Origin of the sequence: Victivallis sp. Marseille-Q1083, assembly GCF_903645315.1 — a bacterium.
Classification (GTDB): Bacteria; Verrucomicrobiota; Lentisphaeria; order Victivallales; family Victivallaceae; genus UMGS1518.
This window is the reverse complement of the sequence record NZ_CAHJXL010000001.1, coordinates 1,808,329-1,825,771: the sequence shown is the minus strand read 5'-3', so window position 1 is coordinate 1,825,771 and position 17,443 is coordinate 1,808,329. Positions and strand designations below refer to the sequence as shown.

General features: G+C 56.6%; 13 protein-coding genes and 1 tRNA gene. 7 read left to right on the top strand and 7 right to left on the bottom strand.

Translation table 11 applies throughout. The features are described 5' to 3' along the window. Nucleotides 1-44: 44 nt before the first annotated feature. The 3 genes from HWX74_RS07370 to HWX74_RS07360 form a co-directional block, all read right to left on the bottom strand. Nucleotides 45-2,432, bottom strand: coding sequence for a hypothetical protein (locus tag HWX74_RS07370; RefSeq protein ID WP_176012927.1), 2,388 nt, complete (start codon nt 2,430-2,432; stop codon nt 45-47). Further along, the gene (locus HWX74_RS07365) at nt 2,432-3,553 is read right to left on the bottom strand and encodes a GntR family transcriptional regulator (RefSeq protein ID WP_176012926.1); all 1,122 of its coding nucleotides are present in this window, start codon (nt 3,551-3,553) and stop codon (nt 2,432-2,434) included. The genes HWX74_RS07370 and HWX74_RS07365 overlap by 1 nt, the downstream gene beginning before the upstream one ends. 109 nt (nt 3,554-3,662) lie before the next feature. Beyond that, complete coding sequence (locus HWX74_RS07360; protein WP_176012925.1) at nt 3,663-4,328, bottom strand: type II secretion system protein; 666 nt, start codon at nt 4,326-4,328, stop codon at nt 3,663-3,665. 472 nt (nt 4,329-4,800) lie between these two features. Between HWX74_RS07360 and HWX74_RS07355 the strand changes: the two genes are divergently transcribed. Next, nucleotides 4,801-4,886: transfer RNA gene (locus HWX74_RS07355), tRNA-Leu, on the top strand. A gap of 409 nt (nt 4,887-5,295) precedes the next feature. Here HWX74_RS07355 and HWX74_RS07350 read toward each other — a convergent pair. Next, nucleotides 5,296-6,291, bottom strand: coding sequence for an ROK family protein (locus HWX74_RS07350; protein ID WP_176012924.1), 996 nt, complete (start codon nt 6,289-6,291; stop codon nt 5,296-5,298). A 270-nt stretch (nt 6,292-6,561) separates the two neighbouring features. Between HWX74_RS07350 and HWX74_RS07345 the strand changes: the two genes are divergently transcribed. The 5 genes from HWX74_RS07345 to HWX74_RS07325 all read left to right on the top strand — a co-directional run bounded on the left by HWX74_RS07345 (nt 6,562) and on the right by HWX74_RS07325 (nt 11,819). Further along, a complete protein-coding gene (locus tag HWX74_RS07345; RefSeq protein WP_176012923.1) occupies nt 6,562-8,259 on the top strand; it encodes a MotA/TolQ/ExbB proton channel family protein in 1,698 nt (565 codons plus the stop codon). Nucleotides 8,260-8,283: 24 nt separating this feature from the next. Then, nucleotides 8,284-8,703, top strand: coding sequence for a biopolymer transporter ExbD (locus HWX74_RS07340; RefSeq protein WP_176012922.1), 420 nt, complete (start codon nt 8,284-8,286; stop codon nt 8,701-8,703). A 249-nt stretch (nt 8,704-8,952) separates the two neighbouring features. Next, on the top strand, nt 8,953-9,978 hold the full coding sequence (locus HWX74_RS07335; RefSeq protein WP_176012921.1) for a TonB family protein: 1,026 nt from the start codon (nt 8,953-8,955) through the stop codon (nt 9,976-9,978). Nucleotides 9,979-10,150: 172 nt separating this feature from the next. Further along, nucleotides 10,151-10,318: a hypothetical protein gene (locus HWX74_RS07330; protein ID WP_176012920.1), complete on the top strand. Its 168-nt coding sequence runs from the start codon at nt 10,151-10,153 to the stop codon at nt 10,316-10,318. A gap of 109 nt (nt 10,319-10,427) precedes the next feature. Next, complete coding sequence (locus HWX74_RS07325; protein ID WP_176012919.1) at nt 10,428-11,819, top strand: MATE family efflux transporter; 1,392 nt, start codon at nt 10,428-10,430, stop codon at nt 11,817-11,819. Nucleotides 11,820-12,084: 265 nt separating this feature from the next. On the opposite strand, the gene HWX74_RS07320 is transcribed toward HWX74_RS07325, so the two are convergent. Genes HWX74_RS07320 through HWX74_RS07310 form a run of 3 tightly spaced genes read right to left on the bottom strand, consistent with a single transcriptional unit; the run spans nt 12,085 to nt 15,989 of the window. Beyond that, nucleotides 12,085-14,094, bottom strand: a complete 2,010-nt coding sequence (locus HWX74_RS07320; protein WP_176012918.1) for a carbohydrate binding domain-containing protein — start codon at nt 14,092-14,094, stop codon at nt 12,085-12,087. Nucleotides 14,095-14,124: 30 nt separating this feature from the next. Then, complete coding sequence (locus HWX74_RS07315; protein ID WP_176012917.1) at nt 14,125-14,841, bottom strand: prepilin-type N-terminal cleavage/methylation domain-containing protein; 717 nt, start codon at nt 14,839-14,841, stop codon at nt 14,125-14,127. Between the two features lie 41 nt (nt 14,842-14,882). Continuing rightward, a complete protein-coding gene (locus HWX74_RS07310) occupies nt 14,883-15,989 on the bottom strand; it encodes a substrate-binding domain-containing protein (RefSeq protein ID WP_176012916.1) in 1,107 nt (368 codons plus the stop codon). Nucleotides 15,990-16,386: 397 nt separating this feature from the next. On the opposite strand from HWX74_RS07310, the gene HWX74_RS07305 reads away from it, so the two are divergent. Beyond that, nucleotides 16,387-17,424, top strand: coding sequence for a LacI family DNA-binding transcriptional regulator (locus HWX74_RS07305; protein ID WP_176012915.1), 1,038 nt, complete (start codon nt 16,387-16,389; stop codon nt 17,422-17,424). Nucleotides 17,425-17,443: the final 19 nt, after the last annotated feature.

Here is a 17,443-nt window from a genome sequence, read left to right as displayed (position 1 = left end):
TTTCTTTTTGTCACTTCCTGCTCCCTGCCCATTCTTTTTACCGATCATCGGTCCCCCGGCTCGGACCGCACTTCAATCCGGTGAACACCCGCCGGACAGGAAAAGACCGCCAACCGCCCGGCCGCTCCCGTCTCGACTGAATACTCCGCCGGCACGCCGTCAAGGCGCACGACCGTTTCGGCGGCGTCCGGAATCAGCGCTTCCAATTCCACCTTATCCGGGGAATCGACCGAAAAACACAATTCTTTCCCGGCGTCCAGTTTTTGCGGCACGACCGACACCTCCAGCGCCCGGTTCAGCCGGTATTGCAGCGGATATTCGCCCAGACGCCGGATCCAGACCGGAAAATCGGTCAAAATCCAGGCGCCGGCCGTTTCCGGCGGCAGCCGAAAAGGCAGAACGAGCGGATTTTCGCCCGTCCGGACCTCCGGGCCACCGGCGACCACCGCCGTTTTCCCCGGTTCGCTGCCGCCGGGCGGATTCATCCGGTGAAACCGGACATACAGCGGCCGATTCAACCACTGCGGCGGCAGCGTTTCTAGTTTCGCCTCCACGATCGCCTCGTGTTGGCCGTGGTTGACGGCGCTCACCATCAATTGACTGCCGGACTCCAGCGCAAACAGATCCCAATCAGTCTTTTCCCGCCGCCAGTTCGGCGATACCTCCCGGTCGGCGATCTGGAACGCCCGGATTTCAAAGGCGGCATTGACGAAAGGCAGCCATACATCCCGGTAGACGGCGAAATCCTCCTCCGTAATCGGACAATTGTTCGGTTTCAAGGCCAGGGCCAGCATCATCGAAAAATAACGTTGCGGCACATAAGGATACAGATGACTGCACCAAGTACCGGGCCGGTAGCGCGTCGCCAGCTTGGCATAATACAGCGCATCGCTCAAAGTACACCAGTTTGAACCGGTGTGCGTCGTCCACCACTCCTCGTTGGTCCACTGTCCTACCCCAAGCTCCTGGAAACAGGCATCCGCCAGCAACGGCGCCGGTGAATTGAAAAAAACGGCCCGTTCCCGGCCGGAATTGCGGATTCGCGTTTTCAGCCGCCGCAGAAAATCATGGCGCTCGCCGTAGCCGGAAACCTCCATCGCGCCATAATCCATGCACTCGAAAGCGTTTCCCTCGCCGCCGTCCAGATACCAGAAGTCGCAGCCGGTCTCCTCCATCAGCCGACTCCAGTTGTCCACAAAATAATCGACCGCCCGGGGGTTGTGCAGTTGAATCATCCGGCGGCCGGGAAAATCCGCCATCGGATAGCCGCCCTGACGGTCTTTCACGGCAATCTCCGGCAGCCGCCGCATCAATTCGCTGGCCTGATCGGCCAACAGGATGGTGTAAGTGCCGACTCTGGCCTGTGGAATTTCCCGTTTGGTCAGCGCCGCCATTTCGATGGCCCGTTTCGCCTCTTCGGTACCGGTCGGACAATCGCCTCCCTGATGACCCCACAGATCGAACATCGGCATCAGGAATCCCGGCGGCCCCGGCAATTCGGCAATCCGTTTCCAGATCGCCACCGTTTCCGGCGAAAACCGATGGTCGGCCTGAACCAGAAACATCATCAGCTTGACCCGGGTCAGCCAGTCCGGCACGCCGGAAACATCGGTCATCATTCGGCGCGGCTCCGATTCCAGCATCCGGCGCGGCAGCAGCGAAGAATCGCCTTCCAGCAGCGAGTAGCGCACCGTCCAGCGATTTTCCCTGCCCGGCCTGAGCGCATCGCGGTTGGTCAGATGTTCCCAGCCTTCCGGCGTCGCCAGAATTGTCTGCCGCGCGACCTCCTTTTCATCCGGAATGAAAAACCCCCAATAACAATAACGGCCGTTCCGCTCGATCAGCCAGGTTGCCGCGGTCTGGTTGCGCGCCGGATTGTACATCTCCGCCGCCGCCGCCGAAAGCAACAGATAAACCGTGCTGAAAAGCGGCCGGGGGTCGGCAACCTCTCCGGCCGGCAACGGCGCGGCGCAAACCGGAAAAGGAGCGGTATAAAAACCGTTGCGGCGGAATGCGGAATCGAGCACGGCTTCGGTACGGATCTCGATAAAGGCCTGCCCGCACGGCATGATCCGAATTTCCCGGCTCACAAAGTCATCGCCGGGGCGCAACGTGTAAATTTTGACAATCCGGTCGATCTCCGCCGCCGCCGGGTTGCGGCATTCCAGGCGCAGCACGCCAGCTTCCGGCGCCTCGGACGAGAGCACTTCATCCAGCGACTCGTCCCAGTTTTTTTCCCTGTCGGCGGTTTCCAGGCGGCGGCGTTCGCCGATCCGGCGGAAAATTTTGCCGCCGTCCGACGCTTCCAGGCCGATGACCGACCCATCCAGATCGGAAACGGTGACCTTGATTCGTTCATTGGTCAACGTCGCGGCAACCGCGCCGGAGGCCGCCAGACAAAGCCAGCCGAAGAGAAGAATTCTGAAAATCATCACCGCTCCCGATATCCGGCGTGGCTGTCCCGACCCGCCACGCTGTTTCCCGGAAACAGTTCCGGGGCCACTTTCACATAGGTGCCGGGCAGCTCGTCCGGCGCATTCCACTGCGCTTCCAGCAGTTGCCAGGCGGCCAGCGCCGTCCGCTGCGGGTCGAAACCGATCCGGGTAAAGGCCAGCGGAAAAAAGAAATCCCGCTCCCTGCCGCCCTGCGTAATCACCGACAGATCTTCCGGCACCCGGATGCCCAGCACCAGAAAAAGCGCGCACAGAATTTCACAGATCGAATCGTCGTAAACCAGCAGCGCCCGCCCACGTCCCGGCCGTTCCCACCATCGCAAAAATGCCTCTTTTACCGTCTCATAGGAGAATTCCCGGTCCAAACCGATCAGCCGCGCTTCATCGCCATTGACTGCGTTTCGCACCAGCCCTTCGAATTCCTCATAGTAATCTTCGTCGACCGTTCTGCGCTCCTTCGGCCGGCGATAGTAGATCACCGCGAAATCGTCATGCCCCTGGGCAGCCAGAATTCCGGCCGCCCGGGCGGTCAAAGCGGCGTAATCCAGCACGACCGAAAATCCTCTCTCCTCCGGCACCGGGCGGGTGATGCTGACCAGCTTGATTCCGGCCTCGTGAATACGATCATAGATGAAACGGGTGCCGTTCAGGGCAATCACGCCGTCGATGTCTTTGATCACATTCGGATCGGTGAAATTGATCGAAGCCTGCTGCTCCGCCACGGTATCGCCGTGGGCCACCACGGTCAACGCCCGGTAACCGTGCGTTTCGACCACGTTCCGCATCCGTTCCAGCAGCCGGACACCCCAATGCGCCTGATAGGCGGAAAAGAGATTCACCCGGGTACAGATGGCAATGGACCGCGCCGCCGGCATCCCGGTGATGAAAGTTCCCTTGCCGTGACGGCTGACCAGCAGCCCCTCCTTGGCCAGCGCGCTCATCGCTTCCCGGAAGGTGGAACGGCCGATCCCGAACTCCTCCATCAGCGAAGTCTCGCCGGGCAGCCTGCTGCCCACCGGCCAGCGCCCCGATACGATTCCATCCCGAATCGCCGCTTCTATCTGCTGTGCTTTGGTCAATGCCATTAATTTCTTTTTCATCGTCATCTCCGTTCCCGGTTCGTCGTTTCTGCCGCACTGTCGAAGGCGACAAGATATCGTCCCCCGCCGGAACCGTCAACGTGCGGAGAACCGAATCTCTCGAAAAAAATCACCGTTTCCGCCGTTCCGGAATCGCCCAATAGTGATCGTAGGGATCGAATCCGACCTTCAATTCACCCCGGTTGTGCCATTCGACATGACCGTCCAGATAAAGTGCGTTGCTGCCCAGGCCGCCATGATTGAGGTAACTTTCCCAGTTGGCGCCCAGCAGTTGTTCATCCTTCACCACCAGGTCGGCCAGCAGCAGCATCCCCGGATCGTCGGTCAGTTTGAGCGGGGAATAAAGATCATAGGCCGAACCGTGGAAGGTGATGTAGCTGATCTGGTTGTACGGCAAATCGCCGCCGGACCGGATCGCGCCACCATTGCCCGGGCAATAAAGCAGGGCCGGCTCAATCAGATTACAGTCGTCGTGATCGCCGGTTTCGCCGCGGTCATAGAAAACTCTGCCGCAAACCAGGTCGAGGAAACGTTCTTCCGCCGTGACTTTGGCATAACGGTAATTATAACTGTTGCAGGATGGCAAATCCTCCCGGTTGTCACTGCCGTAGATGATCAGACCCAGACCGATCTGCTTCTGCTGGGACGTGCATTTAATCCGGACCGCTGCGGCTTTGGCCTTGCTGAGCGCCGGCAGCAGCATGGAGGCAAGAATCGCTATAATTGCGATCACTACCAGCAATTCTATAAGTGTGAAAAGTTGAAGCCGTTTCATCGTCTATCCTTTCCGATTGATTGTTTTTGACAAAACTCGGTTCCGACTGCTCATTTTCGATGATATCTCATTCCGGATTGCGATCAACTTATATGATTATCACAGGAGTTACAAGGATAGTATAGCAAAAAAAATCGATGATGTCAATAGGCAATCGAGAAAAAAGATGGTTTTTTCGACCGGGGTCAATTGAAAAAGTAAACGCACCGCAGAAAATAGACAGGTTGCATTTAGTTTGTCGCAAAGAAGGGGGCGCATTCAGTTTGACAAATAGAATAAGTTCTAACTGAATGCACAAATTTTTGAGGATGGGGCCAGTTAATTTGACAAACGTGCGTTTACTTTTTCAAGTGGCCAAAAGGGTATGACAAAGAAAAAATTTGCAGGGAAAGCGTTTTGAAAAATGAGAAGTTTTCATTCTTGGCCGATAGATTTTTACCGTTTCGCAACTATAGTTAGGAGAAATTCCGGTGCCCGGGTGGCGGAATGGCAGACGCAACGGACTTAAAATCCGTTGTCCGATAGGACGTGCGGGTTCGAGCCCCGCTCCGGGTACCATTTTTACGCCCGAAAAGTCCCTTTCAGTGATCGCCAACACGGCAATCACTTCGACGCCGCAGGCGGGAACCTCGGCAACCGCCTGGTCAATCTCGATGTCTTGCGGATGATTCGCCGGGTCGGCGTTGAGCCTTCGGCGGCGGTTCCGGCTCACAAGCTGTGGATGAAACGGGAAGTTTTGCCCAACGATAACTCCATCCAAAATCGGCACGGGAGCGATTTTTTTTCAAGCAATAAAGATTGCATATTGCAATCTTTAGCATATGGTTTGCGGCAGTAGCATAGCAACGAATCGGCTGGAATCATCCCATGGAAAACCTCTTGAACATACAAAATACTGCCGCTCCGGGGTACGGAACGGCAGTCCAAGCCGATTTTGAATTCGGCCGACGGAAAAAATAAACTCACATCACCACGGCAACTGATAGCGGCCGCGCTCGTAAAGCGCATTCAAGGCTCCGGCCAGACCGGCATAGGAACCGATTTCGCGTTTCAATGCGCTGGGGACCAGTTCACAGGCTTCGATGCACTCCTTCCAGGCGAATCGCGGCAAATAGCGCCGGACCGGTTCCATGAAAAGGTCTCCGGCCGCCCAGGCCAGCGTACCGAGAATAATTTTTTCCGGATTGAGCGTGTTGAGCAGGATACCGAATGCCTGAGCGTTGCGCAAACACATTTCATCCCACAATTTTACCGCATATTCGTCATTGATCCGCACCGCTTTTTCCAGGGCGACCAGGTCGATGTCCTCCAATTTGCCGCCGGCGAAACGGATGATCGGATGATCCGGCCAATCCGCCAGCTCCCGCTGCATGCGCTGGGCCAGCGCCCGGCCGCCGCAGAACGCCTCATAACAGCCGGTCAGCCCGCAATTGCATTTCGGACCGCCGGGATCCAACACGGCATGGCCGATTTCACCGGCCAGAAACCCCTTGCCGTGCACCAGCCGCCCGTTGGCGACGATACCGCCGCCGATGCCGGTGGACATCGTCAAATAAACAGCGTCACGGCTGCCGCGGCCGGCTCCGAAAAACCCCTCCGCCAGCATGCCGCAGTTGGCGTCGTTCTCGAAAAAGCCTTCGATTCCCAGCGCGTTTTGCAGAAATTCCTTGATATGGACATCCCGCCAGTACGGGTTGTTGGGCGGCGCGATCATGATGCCGTTGGGAATGTCCGCCGGTGACGGCGAAGAAATGCCGAACGCTTTGATATCCTTGATCGCCAGATTGGCTTTGTTCAAAAGATCCAGCGTCGTAGTAACCATTTGCGGCAAAACAGTTTCAGGCTTGGTGTCCTTATTTTCGATCCGGGCCTTGGCATAAATTTCACCATTGCTGTTGCCGATGCCGATGCCGATTTTGGTGCCCCCGATGTCATATCCGATCAGGTTCAGGACTTCCTGCATGAAAATATCTCCTTTTTTTATGGAATTTTGATTGAAAAAAATAGTTGAAGGAATATAATCTTCTAACGCAATTAATAAAGCAGCATTTTGAGAAATAAGTGGATAGAATTGCAGGATTGATGGAACCCGGCGGAATGAAGGCCGGCTGCTTCAGATAAGAACTTGATGTAATTTTTTTTACAATTTCCGTGATGACGCCGGGTGGATTGTAGCCTGCCGTCGGGACGGGGCGTTTTGAAACCCAATTGCTTCCTAAGGAGAGCGTTCGAGATGATTTTTTCGTTGCCTGTACTGTTTGCCAGCAGCGGTGCGTATTACGCTTACGAGCAAAGTGACGCGGTCGGCAAATTCATCGTCATTTTTCTGTTGCTGGGGTCGGTGTTGACCTGGACGATCATGCTGGACAAAGGACTGTCGCTGCATCGGGCCAGAAAGCTTTCCGAGAATTTCACCGCGTTGTTCCGGCAGAAAAAGAGCGTGACTTCACTGGTCCGCGAGGCCCAGAACGACCCGGGACCGATCGCCCAGATCTATTCCGCCGGCGTCAGCCAGTTGCTGGAGTTCTACATGCAGGGGACGTCCGTCGCCGGTGAAAGCGATCTGTTTTCCGGCGGCCGGCCGCCGCAGATCCGCCGGTTGACCATCGCCCAGCAGGAGGCGATCCGGACGGTGCTGGAGCGTGAAGTTTCCAACCAGATACTGAAACTGGAGGAACGGATCGGTTTGCTGGGCACGGCGGTCAGCGCCAGTCCATTTTTCGGCCTGTTTGGAACGGTCTGGGGGGTAATGCTCGCGTTCTGCGGCGTCGCAATCGAAGGTCATGTGGTGATTTCCGCGCTGGCGCCGGGCGTCAGCGGCGCGCTGCTGACCACCGTCGTCGGCTTGATCGTCGCGATTCCGTCGTTGATCGGCTATAATATCTTGAACAATACGATTCGCAAAGTCACCATTTATATGGATAACTTCGTCGAAGCATTCATGACTCAAATCAAATTGGAGCAGTTGACAGTGGCGGAAGACGAGCCGGAGCCGGCAACGCCCGCCCGTCCGGAACCGCGTCCGGCCACTCCGGTCCCCGCCGTGGTGCCCGCCGCCCAGATTCCCGCCAATGTCCCGCCGGCGGCTCCGGCGCCGGCGGTTTCCCCGCTGACGTATGCCGCCTCCCCGGTTCAAGCAGCGCCGGTTTACGCCACGCCAACGACGGGAGCGGCGACGCCGGCAGCCGCCTATACGGCCGCCCCGTCAGCGCCGCCGACTCCGGTTGCCGGAGAATCCGTCCGGCCGGAAATGACGCCGCCGCAAACGCCGGCAATGGTTTCTTCCGCGGCGGCATTTGTGAATTACAATACGGCGGCTCCGGCTTCCCGGCCCACGATTGAACGTCCGGCAACGGCGGCGCCAATTCCGGCCAATGTGCCGAATTATAATGCGGCTATGCCGGCTGCTGTTGCGCCGGTCTCGCCGACTCCGACGAATCGGCCGGCAATCCCGGCGGCGCAAATCCCGGCGAATGTACCGAATTATACCGCGGCGGCCTCGATGCCGAGCACTCCGGTCTCTTCCGCCGTGCCGGCGGCCCCCGCACCGCAGCCGGCGGCGCAGATCCCGTCAAATGTGCCGAATTATCCCAACGCGTCAGCCGCTCCGGCGGCGGCTCCGGCCAATCGTCCGGCCGGCAATCCTTATTATCGCCCGAACACGTCATCGGCGGTCCCCGCACCGGCGGCCCGGCCGGCCAATCCCTATTACCGGCCGGCCGGAACGGCAACGCCGGCACCGTCCAGTCCATTCCGGCCGACGCCGATGCCGGGACAGCCGGCTGCCGGGGGCGATGGCGCCGGGGTGGCGCCGGAAGCGGCAGAGGCCGAAAAAACCTGGCGCAATCCGAACTATAATGACGACGGTACGCCGGTGGCCAATAACGGCTGGCAACAGTTTGTCGGGGATGACCAGCCGCCGCGGGAATAGGCGGTCCAAGCCGGGAGAACAATGATGGCCAAGCGCAGAAAATCGCAGCTCAGTTCGATTGACGAAATCAATATGACGCCGTTGATCGATTTGACATTTACCTTGTTGATCATTTTCATGATCACGACGCCTCTGATGGAAAACGCCGTCAATGTGCGGCCGCCGAAGATGGACGCCACACCGTTTCAAACCGATGAGAAGAACAGCCGGAGTATCAATATCGACAACAACGGCCAGATTTCATTCGACAAAGTGCCGATGAGCCAGGAACAATTGCTTGAGGAACTGCGTATTTTGTATGCGCAGCAACCGGAAACGGTGATTTTTCTCCGGGCGGACGAAGGCCGGCGTTACAAGGAGGTCATCGAATTGATGGGAGCAATTCGCAAGGCGGGATTTGAAAGTGTCAACCTGGTGACGACGGCAACGGATAACGGACAATAGGGCCGGCGCGGCACCTGCCGGAAAGGTAACGATATGAAAGCCGGCCGCCGATCAAGTCCGCCGGAAGCTCAATGTCGGCGGCAAGATCCGGGTCGCGAGAGTTTTGGAAGCCAACGGGACGCCGGCATTTGAGTATAGACGGCGTACGGCGTCGAAAACCGGTGAATTTCAAAGCGGACAAACGGCTGGAGTAGATGTGGGACGGCATTGACGGAAGCGTTTCACGATTATTATGGGAGGAAATGTGGCATGAAAAAAAAATTGTCCAATCGAATTACGGCGGATGATCTGACGACGCCCCGGGTGCGGCGGCGGATTTTCAACGGTGTGGTAGTCGGACATTTGTTGTTCATCTTTTTGCCGATGGCCGCGTTGATTGTCAGCGGCTGGTTCAAAAAACCGCTCGAACAATTCGTCTCGGTCAACCTGGTGTCGCCGGATTATCATGAGCCGGACGCCGGCGGACCGGTCGGAGACGGTACGCCGGCCGTTGCCGCGCCGGAAGATCCGGTCCGGGAAGAACCGGTGGAAGAGACGCCGGTGGAGCAGCCGGCAGTCGAGGAGCCGGATGACGACCCGGTTCCGCCATCCGAAGCCGAACCGCTGATCGATTTCAAAAAATTGGAAGCGGACCGGATTCAGAAGGAAAAGATCAAGCAGCAGGCTGCTGAGGCGGCCAAGCGCAAAGCCGAGGAGGAAGCGGCGAAACGGAAAGCCGAGGCGGCCAAGCGCAAAGCCGAGGAGGAAGCGGCGAAACGGAAAGCCGAGGCGGCCAAGCGCAAAGCCGAGGAGGAAGCCGCCAAGCGGAAAGCCGCTGCCGAGGCGGCCAGACGCAAAGCCGAAGCGGAAGCGGAAGCCGCCAGACAAAAAGCGGAAGCGGACCGGATTCGGAAAGATACGCTGGCAAGCCTGCAGAACAGCAGTAAAAACAACAATTCCGGCAACGGGCCGGTAAATCCGAGCAACAGCAACGGCCTCGGCAGTCAGGGAACAGTCGATCCGAATTATAACGGCCGGTTGAAAAATTTCATCTATGGCCGCTGGAATCCGCCGGAGGAGAATCAATTGGGCGGCCGCAAGCCGGAAGTGAAAATTTATCTCGAGGTCAACGCCGATGGCAAAGTCCGGGCCGCGAAAATTTTAAAAGGCAGCGGAGTGCCGGCGATGGATGAATCGGTACGGGTGTTGTTGAAGGATTTGCTGACCAATGGAGTGCCGGCGCCGAAAACTGGTGAGTTCAGAGTGGAATACACGCTGAAAATCAACCAGGATTGATCAAAGGACGCGCGAAACGGCGACCGGCTGAACATTAGCTGGCCGCCGTTTTTTTTCTCGGAATTTGCCGAAGCGACGGAACAAAACGGCTCCGGTCTCGGTCTAATGCAGTGCGTATAGTATATAGTATTGAGAGAGTTTCAGATTCAAGGTAAGCAGACGGAGGTGTGTCATGACCGGGATGGAATTTGTTTCGTCTTGGAGCCGGACCGCTCGGTTGCTGTTCCTTTCATTGCAGGAGCGGGAATGGCTTTACCGCCGTCGCGGCCGGGTTGCGGTCCGGCCGGCCGGATATGCCAGCCGCTGCCGGGCGGCAAGCGAGCTCGAACAGCCCTGTTAGCGTAACATTTGCAGAGAAAATTTTGAAAAATCACCGCGGTCGCCGGGATTGCGGTTCCGTTTGTCGTGTTCGCCCCAGGGGCGGACGAAATGTATCTGCAGGTGTTAACATGAAATTGCAAAGGATTTTCAGACTGCCGGACGGCAGAAAATTTTTCAGTTATATCATTCCTTCCACCGTCAGCATGCTGCTGGCCGGCGTTTACACGCTGATCGACGGGCTTTTCGTCGGCTGGGGCGCCGGTTCGGACGCGCTGGCGGCGATCAATGTGGCATTTCCGTTTCTCTGTCTCTTCATGGGATTGGGCGATATGCTCGGCAACGGCACGGCGATCACCATCGGTTACTGCCGGGGCCGGAACAAACCGCGGGCGGCCGGATTATTTTTCGGCAACCTTTTGACATTGCTGCTGCCGCTGGGCATATTGCTGGCATTGGCGGCGCCGCTGTTGAGCCGGCTGGTCGCCTATATGGGCGCCTCACCGGAAATCGTGCCGGTGGCCAGGGAATATGCGTTGATCATCGGGGTAGGAGCGGCATTTCCGATCATCACCAACGCGCTGGTGGCGGTCATGCGTCACGATCGGGCACAATTTCCGGCGATGCGCCTGATGCTGGTCGGTTTGGCGGCGAACATCGTTTTGGACTATCTGCTGGTCATCGTCATTCCGTGGGGAGCCGCCGGTTCCGCCTGGGCGACGGTGGCGGCGCAGGTGATCACCAGTATATTGGCGATCAATTACTTCCGGCACGGCCGGATGACCTTCCGGTTTCACAAGCGTTATCTGCGGCCTTACTGGGACATCATGGGGCGGACGCTGTTGACCGGGCTGCCGTCGCTGGGATTGCAGTTGACCGCGGCGTTATTGCTGGTGCTGTACAACGTTCAGGCCCTGAGCTACGGCGGTCTGGCGGCGGTGGCCGCCTATGCGATCATCTCGTATGTGACGACGCCGGTGGTGCTGCTCAATGAAGGAATTGCGCTCGGCATCCAACCGCTGATCAGTTACTACCACGGCGCCGGACTGCGGAAGCGGATGAATTTGATTTTCCGCTACGGCAACCTGACCGTATTGGCGGCCGGCGGTTTGGCGGCGGCCGCGGCGGTGATCGGCCGGGATTGGCTGCCGGCGATCTTCAACGCTTCCGGTTCGGTGGCGGTTTATACCGCGACCGGCCTGCTGCTGACCGCGCCGGCGTTGCTGCTGCACGGTTTTACCCTGACGTTTGCCGCCTATTTCCAGGCCCGGCAAATTTCGCTGGCGGCCTCGCTGCTGATCTACGGCGATTGCCTGATCATCATGCCGCTGAGCCTGTTCCTGCTGCCGGTCTACCTCGGGCTGAACGGCGTCTGGGCGGCGTTGCTGGCAACCAAGATCATCATGACCGCTCTGGCTCTGCTGCTTTATTATTTCGAACGCCGGGCCGGAATGGATGAGGAATACGAAGGGCTGGAAACGACCGCGCTGGCGCATCGGCATCGCCTGGCGGAATCGAATTGAGCGACACCGGCCCGGTAACTTGCCCGCCAGGTTTTCGGCCTGCATTTTTCCCCTATTTAGCCAGTTATGCAAAAGTCCGGTGCGAGAAGGAAAAACCTTTTGAGGAAAGGTTTTTTCCTTCTCGCGCTCTTCCTTTTCCAAACCTTTTTTCGCCTGCCCGGTCTGGTCAACGTTTGAAAGGCAGAAAAAAGAGTCCTCTCGAGTGAGCCTTTGCCGATTCGTCACTGGAGAGGATGGATTTTTCAGCAATCGAGCGGTATGATCCCTATTCCAGGCGCAAAATATCGTAACAGGTATTTTCGCCATAAAACCGGTAAACTCCCGGCGCCTTCTCGTAAGTCCGGCCGCGTTCCGACACCAGATTGGCGATCTTGCCGCCCACTTCCAGTTCGGCGTCGACAATTCCGGGACCCGGCGAGACAATCAGTACCCGCAGGTCGCCGTTTTCGGCGGCAAAAGCCCGGGCATACGCCGTACCGCTCCGGACGGTCAACTTCACTTCCGGCGCCGTTGCCGTGCTGAGCAGATACGGGCCCAACTCCTGCAGCTTGGCCGCCACCCGGCACACCTCCGGCCACCGCCGTTCGAATTGCAGTTTATCCGGTCCCAGGTTCAGGTCAAAATAAGAATACATGATAAAACCGCGGGCGCCGCGCATTGCTTCGAATAAGCTCATCGTCATCGTTTCCGTCTCGGTAGGCGGCCGCTGGACGGTGAAATATTCAGAGGGATCTTCCTGCCATTTCGGATTGTAAAAACCGGTATTGTGAATTTGCGGCACCGCCCACAACGGCATGTGCAATTTTTCCGCTTCCCGGGTCGAATTATCGACGCCGAGGATATGGTTGTCCTTCCACCAGTTAATCGGATAAGGATCGTTTCCGAAAACATCCTGGGCCGGAATGTAATGTTTGAAGTCCGGGACCTGGTAATAGACCGACCAGGTGGGATGAAGCGGGTCCAGTCGATTGATCATCTGCCGCCGGGCGGCGATCGCCGGAATTTTCTCCACGGCGGATTCATCGCAGATATACCAGGCCAGAATCGCCGGGTGGTCTTTGAAGGTATTGACCAGCAGTGCCGCCGTGTCATCCGGTTCGAGCTCAGGATTCCAGTATGGCCGGAAATCATCATAAATGTCTTTGAGCGAATAGATGACTTTCAACCCTTTTTCGTCGCAATAATCCAGCACTTCCCGGACCGAATCCAAAGTGGAATCCTCATAACCGCCGTGAAACGACAAATGCGGACTGCCGTACGGCATGATGCAGTTGAATGGACTGTCGGCAATGATATCGATATCCTGCCTGGTGGCGCCCAGCAAATACAAGCCCACCGGTAGATAAGGTTCGCCGCCGACCTGCAGCCGGCGATGTTCGTCGATGACAGCGGCATAGTCCGGCAGTGCGGCCGGTTTCGGAATGCCCTGGATGACAATTTCCTGCGAATTGAGGATTTCCCGACGATCCGGATCCAGCCAGTAAGCCTGGACGGTGAATTCCCCCTCCGGTATCTTTGCCGGCCGGAATTTCAGCAAAGATTCATCCATCGCGAAATTTTTGCCCTCCTCCTCTCCCTTCAGCCGGAGAAACAGCACCTCGTTCCGGCGCCCCTCCAGGCCGGCACCGTCAATCCGGGTATAAAATTCCAGCGTCTGTCCCGGATAAGCGGTATGATGGGTCGGATAGACCAGGTTCAACTGCCAGGCCGGTTCCACTTCCCGCAGATAGACGTCATCGAACCAGGCTTTTCCCACGGCTTTCTGCCGCAGATAGAGCCCCAGTGAAAAGGTGGCGCCTTCCACATTCGGCACCACGAAAGAGCCTTCCACCAGCGTCCAGTCCCGATCACCGGTCAAACCGCCCGGATAACTGCCGCCAAGATAGTTTCCCTCCCGGTCGTATCCTTCGATATACAATGTCGCTCCTTCGCCGGTGACCCCTTCGCTGCGAATCATGGCGCCGAATCGATAATGGAAGCCCGGTTTCAGCGCGACCTCCTGGCCGACCTGCAGATAGTCGGCCGGATCGGTTCGTTCGTAATACAACCCGCCGGTCTGATTAATGCCGCTGCGATCCACCTTGGCCCGAAGGCCGTCGATACCGTTCCAGGCCGTCACGCCGTCTTCAAAACTGCCGTTGACCAGCAAGTTGACCGGCGTGGCCTTTATTTTCTGCCTGTCGACCACATTCCAGCCGCTCAAGTCCCAGCGATCGGCCGACAAAGCCGAAGTCAGGAAAAACGCCCCCAGATAAAATGCCGGTTTCAGTTTCATTATTTTTCAATTCCTTACTTTTCCAGCAACTCAATTGACGACGACCGAACCATCCGGCCGGAACCAGCCGCCCCACATATAATAGGGTTTCCAAATCCGATTGGAATCTTCGGTCAGTTCGCCGACGCCGGCCTGCCCGGCGTGACCGTCAAAGAATGCAAAATTCGCTTTCCGGTTGTGCCGCAAACCGACCGGATACCAGGTCGAGTCGGAATAACCGGCTCCCCAATAGGAGTTGAACGTGATCAAGGCACTGTTGTCCTGAATCGACTTTGAGCCGTTCGGGTCCGGTTCAGAGTCGCCAAAGTAGATGGTCGAGGCTGTAGAACCGCCGTTCTGTTCGAGTATCGCCCATTTCCGCGGCTGCTCCGTTGCATTGCACGAGGCCCCGGTCGACATGTAATTGATCCCATAGGACCAGCAATGACTTTTTTCCCGGCCGGTCTTGGCATCGTCGAACAGCATGCCGTCGGAAGCCGGACACATCGTCGCCTCGTAACCGAGGTTATATTCTTCGTTCAGCATCCAGAGCCAGACGCCCTGTGGATAATAGGCGGCCAGCAGGTATTCGTCGTTATCATTGCTGTAAAGCACTGACATCAGGCCCAGCGTTTTCAAATTGTTCACACATTTGATATTCAAAGCGGCCTGTTTGGCTTTGCCCAGTGCCGGCAGCAGCATGCTGGCAAGAATCGCGATGATAGCAATCACTACCAACAGTTCAATCAACGTAAATTTTTTCCACATGGACCATCTCCTTTTTTTTAAGGTTTTTTATCGGTTCAACTTCAACTGAAAACTTCAGCGAAAACTCTGGCGTCTTCCTTTTTAGGTTTCTTTATCACCGAACTGCCTTCCCGGACCGTCAAATCGATATAATTGATCGGATTGAATTTCTGATCACCGGCTTCGAGCAGGAAGTTCCAGGCCATTTCCACCGTCGCGGTCGTGCTCTGCACCACCACCGTCGGTTGGGGATACAGACCGTCGGACACCAGTCCTTCGGTCGAGACCAGCGAAATGTCCTGACCGACCCGCAACCGGCGCATCGCACAATAGTGATACAGCGCGACCAGACTCGACTCGTGACACACCACCGCAGTCGGCGGCGGAGTGGTGGAGAACAAGCCGTCCAGCCGTTTGAACATGACTTTCTCTTCGAAAGAGTGGTGCACCACCCAGCCCGGACATACCGGCAACTGGTTTTCCGCCATCATCCGGTAGTAGCTCTCCCGCCACAACAGCGCGAACAGCGACGGAAACCCCAGGTCGACGGCATGGATATAGGCGATTCTCCGGTGTCCCTGTTCCATCAGATATTTCAATTGCCGTTCGACCAGATTCGGCGGATCGATCACCGCCGGCCCCTGCGAGGGATAATAACGCGGCAGCAGCACGACATTCCCGACCTGTCTGTCCCGGAAAATACGGACGATTTCTTCCGTATGCGGCACCAGCAGGAACGCCTTCTGCAAATTCTGCTTATCGATCAACTGCTCGTAAGCCGACAACCTGGCGAAATAGTTGACCCGGTGCACCCGCATCGCGTAGTGCAGCGTGGTGCCGTACGCGACCAGCTTGCTGACCAGCACCGGGATAAAAGACCGCGAATCGCTCATATAATCGATTTCGCTGCAGGCAACCACATCGACGATCCGTTCCATCGGCACGTCCTTCTGTTCCATCATGGTCCGGTAGATGCCGGAACGCTCCCGGCTTTCCAGCAAACCGCGCTGAACCAGATCCTGAATGGCCTTCTCAATCAGGCTGCGGCCGAGCCCGCTCTCTTCCACCATGGTTCGAATCGGCGGCAGCGCCTCGCCATGATTCAAGGAGTGATAGAGGGCCAGAACATATTGTTCAGCCATCTGACGTCTTTTCAGTTGTACACCCATCTGTCGAATTTCCCGATATTTCGTGGTTTGATTATTAGTATAGCAAAAAAAAGAGAAAATGTCAATACCTGTGTTGAAATTATTTTAATTATTTTTACACAAAAAAATGATATGTGCAGTTTTTTTGCTGAATTTTAGAGTTCTATTGTGTAATTATCACATCAACACTCCGGCGATTTTCCTAAAATTCCGGCTGCAGGACTGTTTTCGCAAGTGTTTTTTTCGCACAACAGAATCTCCTCCCGCCGCTGCCGGCCGGCCGGAAAAAAATGACCGATTTTGATTTTATTAAAAAAAATTTTGTTTTTTTTCAGTTTGCCTATTGCTTTTTTTCACGGAATCCACTATACTTATAACGTTATATCAAGAACGCTATATCAAGAAAATCAAAATGAAGATGCCAACGAAACGAACCAGATTGATCGATATCGCCGAAGCGACCGGAGTCTCTTTGATGACGGTTTCGCAGGCGCTGAATCCCCGTCCCAATTCGGTCCGGGTTTCGACTCATACCCGCAATAAAGTTCTGGCGGCAGCCAAGGAGATGGGTTATCGCCCCAATCTGTTCGCCCAGCGACTGGTCAGCCGGCGCACCGACATCATCGGGCTGGTGATCGACACCGAGGCCAGCCATATCTATAAGAACATCATGGCCGAAGTGGAACGGCTGACCTTCGAAGCGGGGCTTCGTCTCCAGGTCGGCATGGTACACGACCGCTTCGAAGCGATCAAACAGTATGTCGACGATTTTCTGGGTTACGGCATCGAGAATGTGCTCTGCTTCGCCCACTCCTACGAATTCAGCGACCAGGTCCTGCCCCTCTTCGATCCGTTCGACGACGCACTGTTCATCAGCCAGCCGTCCAGCGACAACCGTTATGCGTTTGTCTCGCCGGATTATTACCATAACTTTCTGGAAGCGATGCGGTATCTGCTGCAACTCGGCCACCGCCGGATCATTTTCGTCAAATCCAATTACGACACAATCGACTGCCGGCTGCGGGCGAAGGCTTACCGGGACGCCCATTTGGAGCTCGGCCTGCTCCCGGACGAGACGCTGATTTATTCCAAGCCGCTGCCGTTCCTGAATGCGCTGCCGGTCGTCGACCGCCTGCTCGACGAACTGCTGCCGCAGCGGCCGGACGCCTTGATTCTCGGCAACGACGAAGCGGTCATCTGGACGATGAAAGGATTGCGGCAGCGCGGCTTGAGAATACCGGAAGACCTTTCCATCCTCAGCATGGATTTCGGTTCGCTGAGCATGGGAATCACGCCGGAAATCACTTCGATTGACAACCGCCACCAGGAAATTGCCCGCCGGGCCGTCGAAGTGGTCTGCCACAACGCCAAGCGGGGCGAACAGGAAGGAAAATGGCTGGTCCAGGAAAATATTCCGGGCCGGTTGGTGCTGGGCAATTCTTGTCTCAAACGATAATGGTTTTTACCCGGTTAAA